Origin of the sequence: Streptomyces endophytica (genome assembly GCF_026153355.1) — a bacterium.
GTDB classification, from domain to species: Bacteria; Actinomycetota; Actinomycetes; order Streptomycetales; family Streptomycetaceae; genus Streptomyces; species Streptomyces endophytica.
Genome location: NZ_CP110636.1, coordinates 441,470 through 460,076 on the forward strand (window position 1 = coordinate 441,470; position 18,607 = coordinate 460,076).

14 protein-coding genes and 3 pseudogenes are annotated in these 18,607 nt (G+C 73.2%); 3 read left to right on the forward strand and 14 right to left on the reverse strand.

Annotation, left to right across the window (positions count from 1 at the left end; all coding sequences use genetic code 11):
• Positions 1–107: 107 nt before the first annotated feature.
• From aroC to OJ254_RS01960, 10 genes and pseudogenes are all read right to left on the reverse strand, one after another.
• Complete coding sequence (gene aroC / locus OJ254_RS01915; RefSeq protein ID WP_265360981.1) at positions 108–1,292, reverse strand: chorismate synthase; 1,185 nt, start codon at positions 1,290–1,292, stop codon at positions 108–110.
• The gene (locus OJ254_RS01920; RefSeq protein ID WP_265360982.1) at positions 1,289–2,479 is read right to left on the reverse strand and encodes a 3-hydroxybenzoate 6-monooxygenase; all 1,191 of its coding nucleotides are present in this window, start codon (positions 2,477–2,479) and stop codon (positions 1,289–1,291) included. Before OJ254_RS01920 ends, aroC begins: the two co-directional genes overlap by 4 nt.
• A gap of 52 nt (positions 2,480–2,531) precedes the next feature.
• On the reverse strand, positions 2,532–3,776 hold the full coding sequence (gene aroA, locus OJ254_RS01925; RefSeq protein WP_265360983.1) for a 3-phosphoshikimate 1-carboxyvinyltransferase: 1,245 nt from the start codon (positions 3,774–3,776) through the stop codon (positions 2,532–2,534).
• A pseudogene (tkt, locus tag OJ254_RS01930) lies at positions 3,773–5,940 on the reverse strand (transketolase). Before tkt ends, aroA begins: the two are co-directional and overlap by 4 nt.
• Positions 5,940–6,665, reverse strand: coding sequence for an SDR family NAD(P)-dependent oxidoreductase (locus OJ254_RS01935; RefSeq protein ID WP_265360984.1), 726 nt, complete (start codon positions 6,663–6,665; stop codon positions 5,940–5,942). Before OJ254_RS01935 ends, tkt begins: the two are co-directional and overlap by 1 nt.
• A gap of 304 nt (positions 6,666–6,969) precedes the next feature.
• Positions 6,970–7,272, reverse strand: a complete 303-nt coding sequence (locus OJ254_RS01940) for a hypothetical protein (RefSeq protein ID WP_265360985.1) — start codon at positions 7,270–7,272, stop codon at positions 6,970–6,972.
• Positions 7,269–9,172 (reverse strand): annotated as a pseudogene (locus tag OJ254_RS01945) (anthranilate synthase family protein). Before OJ254_RS01945 ends, OJ254_RS01940 begins: the two are co-directional and overlap by 4 nt.
• Before the next feature lie 88 nt (positions 9,173–9,260).
• Positions 9,261–9,812: pseudogene (locus OJ254_RS01950) on the reverse strand (isochorismatase family protein); the annotation flags it as partial.
• A 29-nt stretch (positions 9,813–9,841) separates the two neighbouring features.
• Positions 9,842–10,615, reverse strand: a complete 774-nt coding sequence (locus OJ254_RS01955) for a 2,3-dihydro-2,3-dihydroxybenzoate dehydrogenase (protein WP_265365011.1) — start codon at positions 10,613–10,615, stop codon at positions 9,842–9,844.
• Between the two features lie 57 nt (positions 10,616–10,672).
• Entirely contained in the window at positions 10,673–11,842 is a 1,170-nt protein-coding gene (locus OJ254_RS01960) for a 3-deoxy-7-phosphoheptulonate synthase (protein ID WP_265360986.1), read from the reverse strand.
• A gap of 260 nt (positions 11,843–12,102) precedes the next feature.
• Here OJ254_RS01960 and OJ254_RS01965 point away from each other — a divergent pair, with 260 nt between their 5' ends.
• The 3 genes from OJ254_RS01965 to OJ254_RS01975 all read left to right on the forward strand — a co-directional run bounded on the left by OJ254_RS01965 (position 12,103) and on the right by OJ254_RS01975 (position 15,258).
• Complete coding sequence (locus OJ254_RS01965) at positions 12,103–13,125, forward strand: 3-oxoacyl-ACP synthase III family protein (protein WP_265360987.1); 1,023 nt, start codon at positions 12,103–12,105, stop codon at positions 13,123–13,125.
• Between the two features lie 86 nt (positions 13,126–13,211).
• A complete protein-coding gene (locus OJ254_RS01970) occupies positions 13,212–13,997 on the forward strand; it encodes an arylamine N-acetyltransferase family protein (RefSeq protein WP_265360988.1) in 786 nt (261 codons plus the stop codon).
• A gap of 55 nt (positions 13,998–14,052) precedes the next feature.
• Positions 14,053–15,258, forward strand: a complete 1,206-nt coding sequence (locus tag OJ254_RS01975; RefSeq protein WP_265360989.1) for an MFS transporter — start codon at positions 14,053–14,055, stop codon at positions 15,256–15,258.
• A 110-nt stretch (positions 15,259–15,368) separates the two neighbouring features.
• On the opposite strand, the gene OJ254_RS01980 is transcribed toward OJ254_RS01975, so the two are convergent.
• The 4 genes from OJ254_RS01980 to OJ254_RS01995 form a co-directional block, all read right to left on the reverse strand.
• Entirely contained in the window at positions 15,369–15,851 is a 483-nt protein-coding gene (locus OJ254_RS01980) for a hypothetical protein (protein ID WP_265360990.1), read from the reverse strand.
• A gap of 61 nt (positions 15,852–15,912) precedes the next feature.
• Positions 15,913–16,059: a DUF397 domain-containing protein gene (locus tag OJ254_RS01985; RefSeq protein ID WP_423835803.1), complete on the reverse strand. Its 147-nt coding sequence runs from the start codon at positions 16,057–16,059 to the stop codon at positions 15,913–15,915.
• Positions 16,056–16,868, reverse strand: coding sequence for a DUF5753 domain-containing protein (locus OJ254_RS01990; RefSeq protein WP_265360991.1), 813 nt, complete (start codon positions 16,866–16,868; stop codon positions 16,056–16,058). Before OJ254_RS01990 ends, OJ254_RS01985 begins: the two co-directional genes overlap by 4 nt.
• Positions 16,869–17,463: 595 nt before the next feature.
• Positions 17,464–18,573, reverse strand: coding sequence for an FAD-dependent oxidoreductase (locus OJ254_RS01995; protein WP_265360992.1), 1,110 nt, complete (start codon positions 18,571–18,573; stop codon positions 17,464–17,466).
• Positions 18,574–18,607: the final 34 nt, after the last annotated feature.

Genomic DNA, 18,607 nt, shown 5'->3' on the forward strand with positions numbered 1-18,607 from the left:
ATGTCACGCACGCCACACCGCGCACGCTTCCCGGACCGGTCCCACGGCCACCCCCAGGGGGCGGCCCGCCGGTTGACACCGCTGCCCCGGCCACCTCGGTGGACGGGTCAGGTGATCGCCAGGCCGTCGAGGAAGCCCCGGACGTTGCGGCGGGTCTCGGCCACGCTGTCGCCCCCGAATTTCTCCACTATTGCGTCGGCGAGGACGAGGGCGACCATGGCCTCGGCGACGATCCCGGCGGCCGGCACCGCGCAGACGTCGGAGCGCTGGTGGTGGGCCCGGGCCGGCTCGCCGGTGCGCAGGTCCACCGTCGCCAGCGCCCGCGGCACGGTCGCGATCGGCTTCATCGCCGCCCGCACCCGCACCGGCTCGCCCGTCGACAGCCCGCCCTCGGTGCCACCGGAGCGGCCCGAGGCGCGGCGGATGCCGTGACCGGTGGGCACGATCTCGTCGTGCGCCCGCGAACCCGGCACCCGCGCCAGGTCGAAGCCGTCACCGACCTCCACGCCCTTGATCGCCTGGATGCCCATGAGCGCGGCGGCGAGCCGGGCGTCCAGACGGCGGTCCCAGTGGACGTGCGAGCCCAGGCCCACCGGCACCCCGTACGCCAGCACCTCGACCACTCCCCCCAGGGTGTCGCCGTCCCTGTGGGCCTGGTCGATCTCCGCGACCATCGCCTTCGAGGCGTCCGCGTCCAGGCAGCGCACCGGGTCCGCGTCCAGCCTCTCCGCGTCGGAGGGCCTGGGGCGGACGCCGTGGGGCGCCTTGGCCGCCGCCAGCTCGACGACGTGCGAGACGATCTCGATGCCGGCGGTCTCCGTCAGGAAGGAACGGGCCACCGCGCCCAGCGCCACCCGGGCCGCGGTCTCCCGGGCCGAGGCGCGCTCCAGGATCGGGCGGGCCTCGTCGAAGCCGTACTTCTGCATGCCGGCGAGGTCGGCGTGACCGGGGCGGGGGCGGGTCAGCGGGGTGTTACGGGCCAGGGACGCGAGCTCCGCCGCGTCCACCGGGTCGGCCGCCATCACCCGCTCCCACTTGGGCCACTCGGTGTTGCCGACCATGATCGCCACCGGCGAGCCCAGTGAGCGGCCGTGCCGCACGCCGCCCAGGAACGTGACCTCGTCCCGTTCGAAGGCCATGCGCGCGCCGCGGCCGTAGCCCAGCCGCCGGCGCGCCAGGGCGTCCGCCACGACGCCGGTGGTGATCGGTACGCCCGCCGGAAGGCCCTCCAGCGTCGCCACCAGCGCGGGGCCGTGCGACTCCCCCGCCGTCAGCCAGCGCAACCTGCTCAACGGTCCGCTCCGGCGCCGAAGTCCCGTTCGCCGTGCAGCCATTGGACGGTGTCGTACAGGTCGTCCACGGTCATCGCGGCGAGCATGGCGTTGCGCTCGCGGGCGGCCTCGCCGGCCGGGTGGTAGAGCTGCCGGCCCATCTCCCGGGCCACCAGCTGGGTCCTGGCGGTGCGTTCGTTCCGGACCGCGTGGTACTTCTCCAGGCGCTGGACGACGTCGGCGGCCGGGCCGTCGAGGAGTGCGCCGAGGACCACCGCGTCCTCCAGGGCCTGGCAGGCGCCCTGGGCGGCGTACTGGAGCATCGGGTGCGCGGCGTCGCCGAGGAGGGCCACCCGGCCGTCGGTCCAGCGGTCGGCCGGGTCGCGGTCGCACAGCACCCAGGCCTTCCAGTTCTCGCCCAGCTCCAGCAGCCGGCGGGCGGTGCTGCCGAGGTCCGGGAATTCGGCCAGCACCCGGTCGCGGTCGGCGGGGACACCGGCCACCGCCTCGGTCGCGCCGTCGTCGCGGGTGGCGGCGAGGTTGAGGAACTCACCGCCGCCGACGGGGTAGTGGACGAAGTGCCACTTGGGTCCGGCCCACAGCGTGACGGTGTTCCAGCGCAGGTCCTCGGGAACCTTGGCCATGGGAATGACGGAGCGGTAGATGGTGTGGCCGGAGACCCGGGGGTCGCCGTCGCCGAGGAGCTGGCCGCGGACGGTGGAGCGGATCCCGTCGGCGCCGATGAGGGCGTCTGCGGTGAGCCGTTCGCCGCCGGCGAGCACGGCGGTGACCGAGCCGGCGTCCTGCTCGTAGCGGACGACCGGGCTGTCGGTGCGCAGTTCGATGCCCTCGGTGGCCCGGCAGGCGGCCAGCAGCGGTTCGTACAGGCAGGTGCGGTGGACCACGGCGTAGGGGTTGCGGAAGCGGGTGCGGTAGGCGCCGGTGAGCGGCATCGACCGGACCTCGCGGTCGGTGGTGCCGTCCATGAAGCGCAACGCGTCGATGAAGACGGCCCGTTCGCGGACCGCGTCGCCGACGCCGAGCCGGTCCAGGGCGTGGAAGGCGTTGGGGCCGAGCTGGATGCCGGCGCCGAGTTCGGTGAAGGAGTCCCGGCGTTCCAGGACGGTCACCCGGTGTCCGTGCCGGGCGGTGGCCAGTGCCGCCGCGAGGCCGCCCACGCCGCCGCCGGCGATGAGTATCTTCGCCATGTCATGCCTTTCATTGCGTAGTTGTGCGCGCGTTGCAGTGCCGCGGCGGTGGTCACACGGCGGGTGCGTGCGCCGGGAAGCAGCGCCGCAGTGCGGTGTGGAAGCCGGGGAAGGTCTTGCTGACGCAGCCGGGGTCGTCGAGCGTGATGCCGGGGGCGCGCAGGGCCAGCACGGAGAAGGCCATGGCGATCCGGTGGTCGCGGTGGCAGGCGACGGTGGCCGGGCGCGGGGTGCCGGGGTGCACGGTGATCCGGTCCGGGCCGGTCTCGACGGTGATGCCGAGCGCCCGGAGGTTGCCGGCGACCGCGTCGATGCGGTCGGACTCCTTGAGCCGGGCGTGGCCGATGCCGTACAGGGTGAGCGGGGCGTCGGCGAGCGGGGCGATCGCGGCCAGCGTCATGAACGTGTCGGAGATGTCGCCCATGTCGAGGGCGAAACCGCCGCGCGGCGGGCCGGTGCCGGTGACCGTGGTGGCGTGCGCGCCGATCTCGACCGCCGCGCCGGTGCGGCGCAGCGCCGTAACGAACCGCAGATCGCCCTGGAGGCTGTGCCGGCCGAGGCCGGGGACGGTGATCCGGCTGCCGGTGACGGCGGCCGCCGCGAAGAAGTACGAGGCAGTGGAGGCGTCCGGTTCGATGTGCAGGTCGGTGGCGCGGTAGCGGCCGGGGCGTACGGTCAGCGCGCCGTCCGGGCCGGTCTCGGCGGGGACACCGAAGTGCCGCATCAGGGCCAGCGTCAGGTCGAGGTAGGGCCGGCTGACCAGCCCGGTCGTGCGCAGGGTCAGCGGGGCGCGCAGCAGCGGCGCGGCGAGCAGCAGGCCGCTGAGGTACTGGCTGCTGAGCGAGCCGTCCAGGGTCAGTTCGCCGCCGTCCAGGCCGGCGGCGTCCACGGTCAGCGGGAGGCCGCCGCCGGGCGCCGTGGTGATCCGGGCGCCGAGCGCGCGCAGTGCGTCGGTCAGCGGGCGCAGCGGGCGGGCCCGCAGCTGGGCGCTGCCGTCGAAGGCGTAACGGCCGGTGCCGGTGGCGGCGAACGGCGGCAGGAAGCGGGCGGCGGTGCCGGCGTCGGCGCACCGGACGCGGTGGCCGCCGGCCGGGCCGCGGCCGGTGCCGGTGACCTCCCAGGTGGCGTCGCCGGGCCCGGCCGTGATCGTGGTGCCGAGGCCGGTCAGCGCGTCGCGGAAGGCCACCGTGTCGTCGCTGACCAGCGGGGCGTGCAGGGTGGAGCGGCCGTCGGCGGCCGCGGCCAGCAGCAGGGCCCGGTTGGTGATGCTCTTGGAGCCGGGGACGGTGACCTTCATCGGGTGTGCTCCCGGTGGCGGTCCCGGACCCGGGCGAGCGAGGCGCGGGCGGCCGCGGCGACCCGGGTGGCGGTCAGTCCGTACTGCTCGTACAGCGCCTGGTAGGGCGCCGAGGCGCCGAACTGGTCCAGGCCCAGGGCGGTTCCGGCGTCGCCGACCAGGGCGTGCCAGCCGAGGACCGAGCCGGCCTCGACGGAGATCCGGGCCGGGACGTCCGGCGGCAGCACCTGGTCGCGGTACTCCTGGCCCTGCGCGCGGAACCACTCCAGGCAGGGCAGGGAGACCACGCGGGCGGCGATTCCCTCGTCGTGCAGCAGCCGTTGGGCTTCGAGGGCGATGTGCACCTCGCTGCCGGTGCCGATGAGGACGACGTCCGGGGTGGCGGGGGTGCCGTCGGGGGTGCGGGCCTCGGCGAGGACGTAGCCGCCCCGGGCCACGCCGTCGGCCGGGGCCAGGCCGGTGCCGGGCGAGCGGTCGAGGACGGGCAGGTTCTGCCGGGTCAGGCAGAGGCCGGCGGGCCGGTCGGTGTGCGTGAGGACGGTGCGCCAGGCGATCGCGGTCTCGTTGGCGTCGGCGGGGCGGACGACGTCGAGGCCGGGGATGCCGCGCAGCGACCAGAGGTGTTCCACGGGCTGGTGGGTGGGCCCGTCCTCGCCGAGCCCGATGGAGTCGTGGGTCCAGACGTAGGTGACGGGCAGCCCCATCATGGCGGCGAGCCGGACGGCGGGGCGCATGTAGTCGGAGAACACCAGGAAGGTGCCGCCGTAGGGGCGGGTGCCGCCGTGCAGGGCGATGCCGTTGAGGACCGCCCCCATGGCGTGTTCGCGGATGCCGAAGTGCAGGGTGCGGCCGTAGCGGTGGCCGGGGAACGCGTCGGTGGCGAACTCCTCGGGCACGAAGGAGGGTTGGCCGGGCATGGTGGTGTTGTTGGACTCGGCGAGGTCGGCCGAGCCGCCCCACAGCTCCGGCAGGGTGTCGGCGAGCGCGGCGAGCACCGCGCCGGACGCCTTGCGGGTGGCCATCTCCTGACCGGGGGCGAACTCCGGGAGCGCCGCCCGCCAGCCGTCGGGCAGGGTGCGGGCGGCGATCCGGTCGTGAGCGGCGGCCCGCCGGGGGAATGCGGACCGCCAGTCCTGGTGGCGCCGTTCCCACTCCGCACGCAGGGCCCGGCCGCGGACGCCGGCCTGGCGGGTCCGTTCGAGCACCTCGGCGGGGACGTGGAAGGAGCGCGCGGGGTCGAGCCCCATGGCGGCCTTGGTGGCGGCCGCCTCGTCGGCGCCGAGTGCGGCGCCGTGGATCTTGCCGGTGTTCTGCTTGCCCGGTGAGGGCCAGCCGATGAGGGTGCGCAGCGCGACGAGCGAGGGGCGGCCGGTCTCCGCGCGGGCGGCGACGAGCGCCCGGTGGAGGGCGGGCACGTCCTCGTAGTAGCCGTCGCCGCTGGTCCAGTCGACGTGCTGGACGTGCCAGCCGTAGGCGGCGAACCGGGCGAGGGCGTCCTCGGACTGGGCGATGCGGGTGTCGTCCTCGATGGAGATGCGGTTGTCGTCGTAGAGGACGACGAGGTTGCCGAGGCGCTGGTGGCCGGCGAGCGAGCCGGCCTCGTGGCTGAGGCCCTCGGCGAGGTCGCCGTCGGAGACGAACGCCCAGATGGTGTGGTCGAAGGGGCTGGTGCCCTCGGGGGCGTCGGGGTCGAACAGGCCGCGTTCGCGGCGGGCGGCCATGGCCATGCCGACGGCGTTGCCCAGGCCCTGGCCGAGCGGCCCGGTGGTGGTCTCCACGCCCGGGGTGTGACCGAATTCGGGGTGGGCGGGGTCAGACTGCCCGCGGTGCGCAGGGACTTGAGGTCGTCCAGCGTCAGCCCGTAACCGGAGAGGTAGAGCTGGATGTAGAGGGTGAGGCTGGCGTGGCCGCAGGAGAGGACGAAGCGGTCCCGGCCGGCCCACTGCGGGTCGGCGGGGTCGTGCCGCAGCAGCCGCTGGAAGAGCAGGTGGGCGGCCGGGGCCAGGCTCATGGCGGTGCCGGGGTGGCCGTGGCCGGCGCGTTCGACGGCGTCGACGGCGAGCGCGCGGGCGGTGTCCACGGCGCGGCGGTCGAGGGCGGTCCACTCCAGGGGGGCGGTGGTCCCGGCGGGCGCGGGGGCGGGGGCGGTGGGTGCGGTGGTCATCAGGCGGCTCGCTTCCGGTCGAGGACGAGGTCGTGGCCGACGACGTACGAGGACTCGTCCGAGCAGAGCCAGACCACGGAGTCGGCGATCTCGTCGGCGGTGGCGTGGCCGGGGCCGGCCGGGCGGGGCCCGGCGACGGGTCCGTCGACCGGGCCGGGGCTGATGGCGTTGATGCGGATGCCCTCGGAGATGTACTCGCCGGCGGCCGCGCGGGTCAGGGTGGTCAGGGCGGCCTTGGAGGCGGCGTAGGCGCCGAGGCCGGGGCGCAGGCCGTTGCTGAGGAGGTTGCAGGCGGTGTTGACGATGACCCCGCCGCGGTGCTCCTTCATGTAGGCGATCTCGTGCTTCATGGACGTCCACACGCCGGTGAGGTTGTGGGCGAGCAGTTCGGTCCAGACGGTCTCGCAGGTCTCGGCGACCGGGCGGGCCGGGCCGGTGACGGTGACGTTGTTGAAGGCGATGTCGAGTCCGCCGCAGCGCTCCACCGCGACCGCGACCATCCGCTCGGCGGCCTCGGGTCCGCCGCGGGTCACATCGGCCACCACCCGCTCGGCGCGGCCGCCGGCCCGGCGGATGGTGGCGACCGTGGCGTCCAGGTTCCGGGCGTCCGGTCCGGCGACCACGACGGTCGCGCCCTGGCGGGCGAAGGCGAGCGCGCCGGCCCGGCCGATGGCGTCGTCGCCACCGGCGACGAGCGCGACCTTGCCGTCGAATCGTGCGGGCATTGTGCTTCTCCTGTTTCCGCTGGGCCGGCGGCAGCCGGCGGGATGCCGTGGCATGAACTCTGGTTGCCGGCCGCCTTTTCGGACAACGGCGGCAACGGCACTCCGTCAAAAGCCCGGTACTCCGTCAGATGCCGCGGGTGGCCGGGCCGGAAAGGCCGCGGCGCGGAGCCCGGAAGGATTTCTTCCGGCCCGGCGCCGCGGCTGTTTTCCGGGTTCGCTGAATTTCCGTGGGTGCTGGATCCGGGGCGTTCCGGTGTCCGGCGGTTCCCGGCCGGTCACCGTGCGAAGGCGAGTCCCAGCCCGGTCAGATCGGGGATGGTGTGCTCCCCTCGGTGGCCGCCTCGACGTGGAAGCGGTGCACCACGGTGGGTGGGTAGCCGATGAGTTCGGCGGCCCGGGTGGGCAGCGGCCGGCTCGCGGCCGCCTCCGATTCCCACAGGAAGACCGCGCCCCAGCCGCCGCCCCCGGCGTCCGAGATCCAGAATTTCATCCGGAGCCCGGGCCACCGGGAAAAGCGTTCGACCGCCTCGTCCCGCAGGAATTCCCGTAGCGTTCGCGGGGTCTGGTCGGATTCCGCGAGGTCCCACCAGGCGATGACCGCTTTCACCGGACGATCGCCTCCCGCTGCGCCAGGATTTCGGCGAGCAGTCCGCTGACGATGCGGACGCCGTCCTCGGTCAGCACGGATTCCGAATGGAACTGCATCGACGCGAATCCGGGTCCGCGCAGCGCGTGCACCTCGCCGGTTTCCGGATCCCGGCTGATCTCGATCACCCCGGCCGGGGTCTCCGCCTTGTCCTCGGTGCTGTGCGCGGCGAAGGTGTTGTAGAACCCGACCCGCACCCGGTCGCCGAAGAGGTCGACGGTCCGCTGGACGCCCTGGTTGGGGACCGCGCGGCGGACCAGGTCGAGGCCGAGCAGGGTGCTGAGCACCTGGTGGCTCAGGCAGACCGCGAGGAACGGCCGCCGCTCGTCGAGGAGTTGGCTGATCGCGGTCCGCAGGTGGGCGATCTTGGGGTGGCCGGTCTCCCGCGGATCGCCCGGGCCGGGCCCCATCACCACCAGGTCGTACCCGTCGAAGGAGTACGGCTCGTCGAAGCGGCGTACGGTCACCGTGAGGCCCATGGAGCGCAGCTGGTGGTCGATCATCGAGGTGAAGGTGTCCTCGGCGTCGACGACCAGCACCCGCCGGCCGCTGAGCCCGGCGACCGCCCGGCCGGTCCGGTCCTCCTCGGCGGCGAGCCAGAACCCGGCGATGGTGGCGTTGCGTTCGGCCAGCGCCGCCCGCACGGTGGCGTGTCCGCCGAACCGCCCGCGCCCCGGTTCCGCGAGTGCGGACAGCAGCCCGGCGGCCTTGGCGCGGGTCTCGGCGACCTCGGAGAGCGGGTCGGAGTGGCGTACGAGGGTGGCGCCGACGCCGATCCGGACCCGGCCGCGCGGGTCGAGCTCCGCGGTCCGGATGAGGATCGCCGAGTCGAGCGTGCGGCCGCCGGCCGCGTCCCGTCCGATCAGGGCGGCGACGCCGCTGTAGTAGCCGCGGCCGGCCGGCTCGTAGCGGGCCACCACCCGGGCCGCGCTCTCCAGGGGGCTGCCGGTGACGGTGGGCGCGAACAGCGTCTCGTGCAGGATCTCCCGCACGTCGCGGGTGGTGTGGCCCTCGATGAAGTACTCGGTGTGCGCGAGCCGGGCCATCTCCCGCAGGTACGGCCCGACGACCCGGCCGCCGGACTCGCAGATGCGGGCCATCATCTTCAGCTCTTCGTCGACGACCATGTACAGCTCGTCGGCTTCCTTGCGGTCGGCGAGGAAGTCCATGACCTCGGGCAGGGTGGGCCCGGCGGGCGGGTAGCGGTAGGTGCCGCTGATCGGGTTCATCACGGCCTTGCCGTCGTGCACGCTGATGTGCCGCTCCGGTGAGGCGCCGACGAACGTCCGCCCGCCGGTGTGCACCAGGAACGTCCAGTACGCCCCGGCCTCGCGCTCCAGCAGCCGCCGGAAGAAGGTCAGCGCGCTGTGCGGCCCGTAGTCGGTGATGTCGGTGACGAAGGACCGCTTGATGACGAAGTTGGCGCCCTCGCCGGTGCCGATCTCCTCGGCGATGACCCGGCGCACGGTGGCCGCGTAGGCGTCGTCGTCGACGTCGAACGCCCCGCCGGACAGCGTGATCGGGACGTCGGGGATGCGGGCCAGCGCCTCGGCGACCGGCACCGTGTCCTGTTCCTCGACGGTGAGGGTGATCAGCGGGGCGTCGTCGTCAGGGGCGTCGAAGCCGCGCTCGGCGAGCTGGCGGTAGGGGATGAGGGCGAGCACCTCGTGCCGGGCCCGGCGTCGTCCCGGCCGCCCTCCGCGGGCCGGTCCGGCAGCGGGATGCCGGCCAGGGTGTCCACGGTGGACGCGGTGCCGCGGATCACCTCCAGCAGGCCGCGGCCGGTCGCCTCGGGGCGGTGCAGCAGCGCGAACGCCGGTGGTGGCGAGGCCAGTACGCGGGCCAGCAGGTCGTCGGTCATCGGTGCCCCCGTCGAGGTGGGTGAGGAGTTCCTTGGTGGTGGCGACGGCGGCGCAGCGCCGGGCCGCGTAGTCCAGGGCCATCCGGTGGTCGGCGGCCGAGAAGTCGGCGACCGCGTCGGCGGCGAGGAACGGCTGGATGTCGTGGGTGAACGCCTCGACGGCGCTCATCAGGACTCCGACGTGCGCGTACACCCCGCAGATCAGGAGCTGGTCGCGGCCCGTCTCCCGGATCCGGGCGAGCAGGTCGGACTTGTGGAAGGCGCTGTAGCGCCACTTGGTGAACACCCAGTCGCCGGGCCGGGGTGCGAGCGGGGCGACCACGGTGCGGTCCTCGGGGCCGGGGGTCATGCCCGGGCCCCAGAAGTCCTTGAGCAGGCCGCGCTGTTCCTCGGTCATCCCGCCGGGCTGGGCGGTGTAGGCGACCGGTATGCCCAGTTCGGCGGCGCGGTCGCGGAGCAGCGCGGCGTTGCCCACCAGCGCGTCGCGTACGGTCGCGGGCAGCGGCCGCAGGAAGTAGCGCTGCATGTCGTGGACGAGCAGCACGGCCCGGTCCGGGTCGGCGGTCCAGTCGACGGTGTTGCCGGGCAGGTCGCCCGGGCCGGGCATCGGGTAGGGCTCGATCGGGGGGATCCCCGCCATGGTTCCTCCAGGGGCTCTGGGGCCCACGGTCAGACGCCGAGCGTGGCGCCGCCGTCGACCGTGAGGTCGTGCATGGTGATGTGGGCGGCCTGGTCGGAGAGCAGGAAGGCCACCGCGTCCGCCACGTCCTCGGGGCGGGCGATCTTGCCCAGCGGGATGCCGACCCGGTAGGCGTCGGGGTGGCCGTCGATGGTGCCGCGTGGCCCGGACTCGTCGTGCCACATCGAGCTGAGCATCGGGGTCTCGGTGGAGCCGGGGGCGACCAGGTTGCAGCGGATGCCCTCCTTGGCCACCTCCAGCCCCAGGCACTTGGTGAACATGGTGGCGGCGGCCTTGGAGGCGGCGTAGGCGGCCATCTCCACCCGTGCGGTGCCGGCCGCGTTGGACGCGACGGTGACCAGGGCGCCGCCGCTGCCGCGGCCGATCATGCGGTTGACCACGGCGCGGGAGACGAAGAAGACGCCGGTGGTGTTGACCGCGAAGGTGACCGCCCAGTCCTCGTCGGTGAGCGCGCGGGCCTCCGAGAGCCGCAGCACACCGGCGGCGTTGACGAGGAAGTCCAGCGGGCCGAGGGTGTATTCGACGCGGTCCACCACCGCCTCGACCTCGGCGCTGGAGGTGACGTCCGCGGGGAACGCCGCCGCCTCAAGGCCGTCGGCCCGGAGCTTGTCGACCACATCGGCCAGTCGCTCCGCGTCGCGGTCGACGGCGGCCACCGCCGCGCCGCGCTCACCGAGGGACCGTACGACCGCCGCGCCTATCCCGCCGGCCGCCCCCGTGACGAGGGCGACCTTGCCTTCCATACCTGACATGTTCTCGCTACCTCCATTGCGTGCTGCGACGCGAAATTCCGGGGCCGGTCAGCCCCGCCAGGCGGCGGCCACCGCGACCGCCTGGGACGGATTGAGCCGGGGGTCGCAAAGCGTCGTGTACTTCTCCCCTATTCCGGGGAACCCGTCCGCCCCGACGCCGCATTCGGTGACCTGGTCCGGGGTGGTTTCCAGATGCAGTCCGCCGTCCACGCCGCCCGCTTCGGACACCGCGCTCTGGAATTCCGTCACCTCGCGGATGACGGTTTCCACGCAGCGGGTCTTCAGCCCGACCGGGCCGGTGACGGTATTGCCGTGCATCGGGTCGGTCAGCCAGATCACCGGGTGTCCGGCCGCGCGTACCGCACGGACCAGCCCGGGCAGTTCGGCGCGGACCGCGTCGGCGCCCATCCGGGCGATCAGGGTGAGCCGGCCCGGTTCGCGGTGCGGGTCGAGGCGCTCGCACAGCTGACGGATCCCGTCCGGCGTCATGCTCGGGCCGACCTTGCAGGCCACCGGGTTCTCGACGGCGGCGAGCAGTGCGACGTGGGCGCCGTCGACCTGGCGGGTGCGCTCGCCGATCCACGGCCAGTGCGCCGAGGTCAGCAGCAGTCCGCCGTCCTCCTGCGCGCGGACCATGGCCAGTTCGTAGTCGAGCAGCAGCGCCTCGTGGCTGGTCCACACCGGTGCCTCGACGCCGCGCCGGCGGGCCGCGCCGGTCCAGCCGAGCTGCTCGGTGACCTGCCGGGCGGCGCTCAGCCCGGAGAGCAGCCGGCCCGGGTCCGGGCGGCGCAGCTCCGGGTCGGGCTCCGGGCTGTTGACCATGTGGCCGCGGTAGACGGGCAGTTCGACGCCGCCGACGACCTCGGTGGGCCGGGAGCGGGGCTTGCCGTACTGCCCGGCGATCCGGCCGACCCGGATGACCGGCTTGTCGGTGTTGAGCTTCATGGTGCCGGCGAGCATGTCCAGCAGCGCGGTCTTGCGCGCGACGTCGCCGGGGGTGCTCTCGGCCGGGTCCTCGGCACAGTCGCCGGTCTGTATCACCTGGAGTTCACCGGCCGCGGCCCGGGCGAGCAGCCCGCGCAGTTCGCGCACCTCCGCGGCGCGCACCAGCGGTTCGGCCCGCGCGAGTTCCTCGCGCACGGTCTCCAGCGCTCCGGTGTCCGGCCAATCCGGCTGTTGTTCCGCCGGCAACGAATGCAGGCGTTCCAGACTACGCACTTCATTCCTCCCGATTAATGAGCGGCAGCAGATAGCCACGCACCGGGAAGTCTGTGGCGGGTAATAGTCGAACACCAATGCAGATTCCGGGACTCAGTCAAGTGAGTCCTGTCGCACAGCGTCCGTTTCCGGCCCGGGAAATGACGAAGTACCGGCCAGTTGACAAAGTAATACGCGGCAAATTGACGCTCATTCAGCGGCCTCGCCATCGTTGACCGGGAAATCACCGCACGTTCTTCTCACCCGACGAAGGATGCGAGATGACATTGGCAACGACAGCGCACGGCCGCCCGCCCGGCGGACAGTCGCCGGTCGGCGTGCTGGGCACCGGCTCGTATCTCCCGGGCCATGTGGTCGGCAACGACGAGGCCGGCGAGCCCGCAGGGGTGGACGACGCCTGGATCGTGCGCAAGACCGGTATCCGCGCCCGGCGCTGGGCCAAGCCCGACGAGGCGACCAGCGACCTGGCCGCCGCGGCCGGCCGGGCCGCGCTCAAGAACGCCGGCATCAGCGCCCGCGATCTGTCGCTGGTCGTCGTGGCGACCTCCACCCCCGACACCCCCCAGCCGCCGACCGCCGCCGTCGTCGCCGATCTGATCGGAGCGACCCCGGCCACCGCCGCCTTCGACCTCAACGCGGTGTGCAGCGGTTTCGTCTTCGCGCTGTCCGTCGTGCAGCGCACCCTGCTGGCCTCCGGCGGCCATGCGCTGGTGATCGGCGCGGACATCTACTCGCGGATCCTGGACCGCACCGACCGCCGGACGACGGTGCTGTTCGGCGACGGTGCGGGCGCCGTGGTGCTGGGACCCACCGACGCCGGCCGCGGCGTGCTCGCCACCCACCTCGCCACCTTCCCCGCCTACCGGGACCTGATCGAGGTGGCCGCCGGCGGCAGCCGCCGCCCGGCCTCGGCGGAGACCCTCGCGGACGGCTCCCACTACTTCCGGATGAACGGGCGTGCGGTGCGCGAGTTCGTCGCCGAGCACGTCCCGCCGGCCGTGCACGAGATGCTGCGCCGGGCCGGCGTCCGGCCGGACCAGATCGACCACCTCGTACCCCACCAGGCCAACGCGATCATGCTCGACGAGCTGACGGACGCCCTCGGGCTGCCCAACGCCCGGCTGCACACGACCGTGGCCGACTACGGCAACACCGGCGCCGCCTCCGTCCCCGTCACCCTCGACGCCGCCGTCGCCTCCGGCGCGGTACGCCCCGGCGACCTGGCGCTGCTGGCCGGCTTCGGCGGCGGCATGGCGGCGGGGCTGGCCCTGGTCCGCTGCTGATCGCTGCCGATCCGCCCGACCCGGCCGGTCACCCCGGACCGCCGGGCCGCCCCACCCCTCCCTTCGCGATCCCGAGGAGCCCCGTCATGCTGACCCCCGAGGCGGTCGACGCCTATCTGCACCGCATGGGCACCAAGCGGCCCGAGCGCCCGACCGTCGCCGCCCTGCACGAACTGCACGAGCGGCACGTCCTCTCCATCCCGTTCGAGAACATCGACTTCAACCTCCGGCTGCCCATCAACATGGGCGCGGACGCCGTACCCAAGATCACCGAACAGCGGCGCGGCGGCGGCTGCTACGAGCTCAACGGCGCGTTCTCCGAGGTCCTGCGCGCCCTCGGCTACGACGTCACCGTCATGTCCGGCCGCGTCGTGGAGGACGGCGAACTCGGCCCGCTCATGGGCCACTTGATCCTCCGGGTGATCGCCGAGGACTCCCCCGAGCGGTGGCTGGTCGACGTCGGCTACGGCCGCGGCTTCCGCCACCCGCTCCGCCTCGACTCCCGTGCGCCGCAGGAGGACCCGCAGGGCACCTTCGAGCTCCGCGAGGCCGCCGACGGCGACCTCGACGTCTACCGCAACGGCTCCCACCAGTACCGGTTCGAGACCCGCCCGCGCACGGTGGACGACTTCCGGCCCACCCTGTGGTGGTTCCGCAGCGCCGACGACTCGCCGTTCCTCACCCAGCTGTTCTGCACCCGCCCCACCCCGCGGGGCCGGGTCACCCTCAGCGGCCGCAAGCTCGTCCAGGTCGTCGACGGCACCCGCACCAAGGAGGAACTCGCCGACGACGAGGCGGTGTTCGCGGCCTACCGCACGCACTTCGGCTTCGACCTCGACGCCCTCCCCACCCCGCCGGCCCCCACCGGCTGACCGCCCCTCCCCCGCTCTCCTTCCTCACGGGCCCCGGCCCAGAGAGAGATCCCTGATGTTCCTGAAGTTCTTCGCCCTCACCATGTCGCTCTTCGTCATCGGCACCGGCGAGCTGCTGCCCGGCGGGGTGATCGAAGACCTCTCCGCCGGGCTGGGCGTGTCCATCCCGACCGCGGGTCTGGTCATCACGGCCTATGCCGCGACGGTGGTCTTCGGTGGCCCCCTGGTCACCGGCCTGACCACCCGGATGTCCCGCCGCAGCCTGCTGCTCGCCCTGATGGTCACCGCCACGGTCGGCAACGTGATCGCGGCCTTCGCCCCGAACTACGCCGTGCTGGTGGCCGGCCGGATCGTCGCCGCCCTCTCGCACGGCACGTTCGCGGCCGCGAGCTTCGTCGTCGCGGCCAGCCTGGTGCCGCCGGAGAAGGCCGGTTCGGCCGTCTCCAAGGTGCTGCTCGGCTTCAACCTCGCCTCGGTCCTCGGCGTCCCGCTGGGCACCCTGATCGGCCAGCAGTTCGGCTGGCAGGCCCCGTTCCGTACGACCGCGGCGCTGTCCCTGGTCTGCGTCGTGCTGCTCGCGGTGCTCATCCCCGGCGGTGCGGAGGGCACCCCCACCTCCGTCCGCGACGAGCTGCGGGTCTTCACCAAGAAGGAGATCCGCATCGGCATCCTGACCACCGCGCTGGCCACCGGCGGCTTCTTCACCGTGGTGACGTACATGGTGCCGCTGGCCACCCAGGTCGGCGGATTCCCGGCGGCCTCCGTCCCGGTGATGCTGGTCGTCTACGGCATCGGCTCGATCCTCGGCAACTGGATCGGCGGCCGCCTCGCCGACCGCGCCCTCCTCCCGACCCTCGCCGGCACCCTCGCCGCGCTCACGGTGACCAGCGCACTGTTCTGGGTCGTCGCCCCCGTCACGGCCCTCGCCTGGGCGTTCTTCTTCCTCTTCGCCGTCGCCACCTTCGCGATCCTGCCGGCCCTCCAGGGCCGCGTCCTGAGCGCCGCCGCCGAGGCCCCCACCCTGGCGGTCACGGTCAACGTCTCCGCCCTCCAGGTCGGCGCCACCCTCGGATCCTGGTACGGCGGCCGGGTCATCGACACCTTCGACGTCCGCGCCGTCACCCTCGCCTGCGCCGTCCTGGTCCTCCTGGCCACGGTCCTGGGCACCCGCAGCTGGCTCCGGTCGCGCACACCGAGTGCGGCCACGGTCGCGGCACCGACCCCGGCTCACACCGAGCCGGTGGAGGCGGGCACGGCGTAGGGACGAACGCCGGCCCGTCACGACGCAGGCCCCGCGGACAGCGTTCCGCAGGGCCTGCGTCTCCGTGCCGTTCGTTCCGTCCGTGCCGTTCGTTCCGTCCGATCCGTTCGCTACGCGCGCTCGGCCCCCTCCGGCCAGACGACGTCCACCGGCAGCCCGAGCGCCCGGGCCTGTTCCACGACGTCCGCGGTGCCGCCCCCCTTGCCGCTGGGCGGCGTACCGTCCCACACCGCCACCAGCCGCTCGGCCCGCTTCAGCAACTCCGCGTTGGCCGCCTCGTACGCCTGCCGGTCGGCCACGTCGTACGGCATGGTCACCACCTCGGCGGCCGCCGCCAGCCGATCGAACGCGGCCGCGTGATCGGCCGTGACCTCCGCCTCCCGATAGTCCAGCGAGGGAACGACGGCCACCAGCCGCCCCCCGGCCTCGACGACCGCCTCGGCGAACACCGTGTCGGCCCCCCGCGCGAGACAGGAAACCCCGACCAGCTCTCCGCGAGCGTGCTCCCGCAGCAAAACCCGTATGGCTTCCCGCACTTGCGGCACGGTGCCCTCACTGAGGTCCATGTGCCCGGTGACGGCGATGGCGGTCATGCGCTGAACTCCCCTTGCCGCACACGGGAGATGAACGCGGCCCAGGCGGTCGCCCCGAACATCAGCGACGGGCCTTCGGGGCCTTGCTGTCCCGGACGGGCACTTGGCGGTGGGCATGGGCGTGGACCGGCGACCATTCCAGGCAGTTGCCACCGTCCGAGGTGCTGTAGCTGGACTTGACCCATCGGTGGCGCCTGGGCACGGTCACGATGCCTCCATTAGCTCGCGAATCAGGTCGGCGGATGCGTCACGGGAGAGCGCTGACGCCCTCACCACATCGTAGGACCGCGACAAGTGCCGTACCGTGGCGGGCTCTTCGAGGATGGAGCCGGACCGCACGCCTTCCGTGTAGAGAACGGTTGCGCCGTCCGGCATCGTCAGTATCGACAGCGAGCCGTCCAACAGCTCCGGTGCGTTTGCGCTGAACGGGAGAACCTGCAGGACCGTGGTGGGCTGACTGCCGTACCACAGCAGAGCCGCAAGCTGGTCCCGCATGACCTTTGCCCCGCCCACGTTGCGCCGGAGCACCGACTCGCAGACGACGACGGAAAGATCCGGTGGGGAACTGCCGCGCAGGATGTCCTGGCGCGCAAGCCGGGACCCCACCTTGTGCACCAACTCTCGCTCGGTGGCCCTCGGGTCACCGGCACTGAACAGCGCCCGCGCGTAGGCGCCCGTCTGAAGCAGCCCGGGGACCAGCGTCGCGGACCACTCCGCAATCGCTCTCGCCCGCGGCTCCAGCATCATCCGCCGCCGTGAGTGAGCCGGGAACGACCCCGCCGCGATCTGCTCATAGAGCCGCTTGAACAGGCCGTCCGTCGAGAAGACCTGGTCCAGCAGCGGTGGCAGGTCCGGTGGGATCGGGCCCTCGCAGATCTCCACCCGGCTGATCGTGGACTTGGACACCCGGACCATGCGGGCCAACTCCGTCTGGTTCAGCCGCCGTTCCGGGAACAGATCACGGGCGCTGCGGCACTCCTCCGCGAAGCGCTGCCGGGGGTCCTGCTCGTCATCCATGACTCCCCCTGACCAAAGTCCTGGTCGCAACCGAACCGACGGCCTCCACACAGGTCAGTAACGCGTACATACCCCTCCCTGACCAACACCCAGGTTGGGCGCCGAAATCCCTTCCACGGTACCGACCTTCACCCCATCCTGGTGACCGAACGGCAACACAGAGTGAGGATTCGGATGGCGGAGTACACAGTCCCCACCCCGTGGCCCCGGCAGGGCCCGAGCTCGAACCCGTGCCCGTAACGGCATGCGATGTGTGCCAGGCGCTCGCGCGGGAACGGGAGAAGGCCCGTGCGGACGGGCACCGCCTGGCGGTCCGGAGCTGCAACGCGGTCATCGCCGGGCATCCGCACGGAAGGGCGGACCGTACGTGACCGCGCCGCAGGCCGGACCGGCCGACGGTTGTGCCACCTGCGCCGAGTTGCTCCGCGCGGCGGCAGCGGCGGAACGGGCGGGCGACTTCTCCAAGGCGGTCGACTGCCGCGTACTGCTCCGGCGTCACCGGCCGCAACACGGCGGCGAGCCGTCGAGCGCCTCAGGGAGGCGGTCTTGAACGCCCGCAGCGCGCCGGGGCGCGCCCCGTTGGATCCGGCCGCGTTCAGCCAGGTTGGAAGAACGCGAGCATCTTCCGGGCGGCGTCCGGCGACGTCAGCAATGCGTGGATGTCCGCGGACATCCGGGCGGCGGCACCGGTGCGCTCGAACATCTCGCGTTCGTACTCCTTGACGGCCGCGGGAAAGTCGTCCGGGTGCGCGGCCAGCGCGAGACCGAGCAGGGCGCCGTCGAGCAGCGCCATGTTGGCGCCCTCGCCCACCGGCGGCATCAGGTGCGCGGCGTCGCCGAGCAGTGTGACGTCCGGCGCCGACGGCCAGGTCAGGCCGACCGGCAGCGTGGTGATCGACCGCGGTACGACCGTGTCGTCGCAGGCCGCGATCAGCGCGGTGAACCGTGCGTCCCAGCCGGGGAGCAGTTCGATCAGCCGCGCCCGGGCGGCGGCCGGGTCGTCGAACGGGATCCCGCTGGTGGCGAACCAGTCCTCGGCGGTGTGGTGGAAGCTGATGCCGATGCGGACGCGGCCGTCGCCGTTGCGCTGCGCCGCCAGGGATATCCCGTCGCCGAGTACCCAGTAGGTGCCGCGCCCGACCATCGCCGCGAGGTCGGGGTGCGTGCGGTCGATGTCGGGGATGCCGACCTCGACGACGTTCTGGCCGATGTGCGCCGGGCGGGCGTCGGTGAGCAGCGGGCGGACCCGGGAGTTCGCGCCGTCCGCGCCGACCAGCAGGTCATACGTCGCACTGCCGCCGTCGGCGAAGTGCAGCCGGCCGTCGCCGGCGGAGGTGAACGCGTGCCCCCAGCGCACCACGCCTTCGGGCAGGGAATCCAGCAGCAGGTCGCGCAGATCGGCGCGGTCGACCTCGGGTCGGTCGAGCGGGGCGTCGTCGGGCGTGTCCTCCTGGAGCAGCAGGGTGCCGTCCGGCTCCAGGAGGCGCATGTCCTGGCCTTCACCACGGGCGATCGCGTGGAACTGGTCCATCAGGCCGGCCTCGCGCAGCGCCCGCTGGCCGGAGTGGATGTCGAGCATGCCGCCCTGGCCGCGCGCGCCGCGTGACGATTCACGTTCGTACACGACGGAATCCATGCCGTTCACGTGCAGCACACGGGCGAGAGCCAGGCCGCCGAGGCCGGCTCCGACGATGGCGATGGTCATGGTCGCCTCCCCTTCGATACACCATATTGACCGA